Genomic DNA, 1,799 nt, shown 5'->3' with positions numbered 1-1,799 from the left:
TCCCGCGGGCCTTCCCTCGTCCTCGGGACGCGTCAGTCGCTCTGCGTGCGCGGCAGCGGTCCGCCGATGAAGAGGTCCGTGTTCATGCGCCGGCGGCGCATCACGACCAGGACGGCCGCGCAGGCGACGAGCGACGCGGCGACCGCACCGCCGCCGATCATCAGCGCGGTGGTCGGCGTGATGCCGGCCGGTCCCGCCGAGGCGGCCGTGCTGAGGAAGGCGGTGCGCGCGGCGCTGATCGCGGTGCCGCAGACCTGCTGCGCCTCCCACGGTGCGGCCGTGGTGTCGCTGTCACGGTAGGAGACGGTCACGGCTGCCGTGCGGTGCGACTCGCGACCGAAGGCGACGACGCAGTAGACGGAGGGGTCGGGGTCGGCGATGACCGCGTCGCCCAGCGCCAGCTCGGCCCAGCCGATGGAGTCGGACTGCACGGCGACGTCGCCGGCGGCCAGGTCGGCGCGGGCCCCGGAGGTCTCGAAGGCGCCCACGGCGACCTCCTCGTCGGCGTCGAAGCCCCAGACGGCGCCGCGGGGCGCCTCGGTGCTGCCGTCGCCGAGCTCGCGCGGCTCGAGCAGGAGGCCGTTGCCGGTGGAGGGCGCGAGCCGGAAGACGACCTTGGCGGCGGAGCCCTGGTCGCCCGTGAGGTCGACCGTGAAGGCGCCCGACTTGGTGATCAGCGCGGTCGGCACGGTCGCGGTGCCGCTCCCCGCCTCGAGGGTCAGCGGGGTCTTGGTGCCGTTCGGGTCGCGGAGGACCGCCGAGACGGCCTCATCGCTCGCGAAGCCGGTGTACGAGAAGCCGACGCCGTAGAACCGGGCGAGCTCGACGGTGAGCGCCTCCGGCTGCACGGCGAGCTCGCGGGTGAGGAAGACGTCCGCGGTCGCCGCACCGGCCGCCGGCTTCGCGCCCTCGGTCGAGGTGCCGAGCTCGGTGCGTCCGGGGGCCGACGCCGCCGGAGTGACGGCGCCCGCACCGGAGGAGCCGGCGGTGCCGGACGTGGTGCCGCCGCCGGAGGTGGTGCCGCCGCCGGAAGTGCCGCCGGACGTCCCTCCGCCAGAGGTGCCGCCGCCGGAGCCGGAGCCGCCGGAGGACGATCCGCCGCCGGTGGAGGGCTGACCGCCGCCGGAGCCGCCCTGCTGGCCGCCGCCGGTCGATCCGCCGCCGGTGGATCCGCCGCCGGTGGAGGGCTGGCTCGGCTGCTGGGGCGCGGGGTCGACCGGTGCCGGATCGACCGGCGCGGGGTCCACGGGCGCGGGGTCGACGGGCGCGGGCTGCTCGGGTTCTGCCGGCTCCTCGGGCACTCCGGGAACGGAGGGCTCCTCGGGGACGCCGGGAACGGGGTCGGAGCCGCCGTCGCCCGGCTGCTCGGGATCCTCCGGCACCCCGGGGATGGTCGTCGCGGCCGGCTGCTCGACCGTGGTCGAGACCGTCGAGGCGGAGGGTGCCGCGACGGCCGCTCCGGGGAGGGCCAGGCCGAGCACGAGCGCCGCGAGAGCGGCGGCGGGCAGGGCGAGTCGGCGGGATGACGGCATGGCGGTTCCTTCCTCCACGGGCGACGATCTGCGTCCGCGCACGGAGGAGCGCACTCCCCCCTCACGAGGGTAAGGGCGAGAGGCGAGCTATCGCGAGCCGCCCTGTCCCCCGTCAGAGGGACGTCGCGGTCGTGCTTCCGTCCGGACGGCCCGGTCGAAGCTCACCCGCGATCGAGGAGGGCCCGCCGGAGCCGCGCGGGATCGACCCGCCAGAAGGTGTGCACGCGCCCGTCGATCAGCACCACCGGGATCTCCTCGACGAAGCGC

1 protein-coding gene is annotated in these 1,799 nt (G+C 76.5%); it reads right to left on the bottom strand.

Annotated features, from left to right (window positions below):
• Window positions 1-32: 32 nt before the first annotated feature.
• On the bottom strand, window positions 33-1,532 hold the full coding sequence (locus tag C5C27_RS17430; RefSeq protein WP_104315031.1) for a hypothetical protein: 1,500 nt from the start codon (window positions 1,530-1,532) through the stop codon (window positions 33-35).
• Window positions 1,533-1,799 lie beyond the last annotated feature (267 nt).

Source organism: Rathayibacter sp. AY2B7, assembly GCF_002931635.1.
Taxonomy (GTDB): Bacteria; Actinomycetota; Actinomycetes; order Actinomycetales; family Microbacteriaceae; genus Rathayibacter.
Note: the sequence above shows the minus strand (reverse complement) of the source record. Positions and strands in the feature narration are given on the sequence as shown.

Coding starts and splice junctions, on each gene's coding strand:
- C5C27_RS17430 (WP_104315031.1), bottom strand. CDS start 1,532: ATGCCGTCATCCCGCCGACTCGCCCTGCCCGCCGCCGCTCTCGCGGCG.